Origin of the sequence: Bizionia saleffrena (assembly GCF_008086175.1) — a bacterium.
Classification (GTDB): domain Bacteria; phylum Bacteroidota; class Bacteroidia; order Flavobacteriales; family Flavobacteriaceae; genus Bizionia; species Bizionia saleffrena.
Map to the genome: position 1 here is coordinate 1 of NZ_VSKM01000063.1, position 562 is coordinate 562.

The 562-nt window shown below is 43.4% G+C and carries 1 protein-coding gene; it reads left to right on the forward strand.

Annotation, left to right across the window (positions count from 1 at the left end):
* Positions 1-562: hypothetical protein (locus ES676_RS14880; RefSeq protein ID WP_170234479.1), on the forward strand; the 562-nt coding region annotated here is incomplete at both ends.

Consider the following 562-nt stretch of genomic DNA (forward strand, 5'->3'; position numbering starts at 1 on the left):
GATACTTGCGAATGGGAGGTAACAGGAACACAACAATCAGAACCAATCACAGAATGTTATGAAACGGCAACGTTTAATAACGGTACTTGCGAATGGGTTGTAACAGGAACACAAGCAGCAGAACCAACGACAGAATGTTGGGAAACAGCGACGTTTAATACAGAAAGGTGTACTTGGGTTGTAACAGGAGATCAAGCAACCGAGCCAACGACAGAATGTTATGAAACCGCAACGTTTAATAATGATACGTGTATTTGGGAGGTAACAGGAGAACAATCAGCAGCACCAGCGACAGAATGTTGGGAAACAGCGTCGTTTAATAGAGAAAGTTGTACTTGGGATGTAACAGGAACACAAGAAGCAGCACCAACCACAGAATGTTGGGAAACCGCAACGTTTAATAACGATACTTGCGAATGGGTTGTAACAGGAGCACAAGCAGCAGAACCAACGACAGAATGTTATGAAACGGCAACGTTTAATAATGATACGTGTCTTTGGGATGTAACAGGAACACAAGCAGCAGCACCAACGACAGAATGTTATGAAACGGCGACGTTTA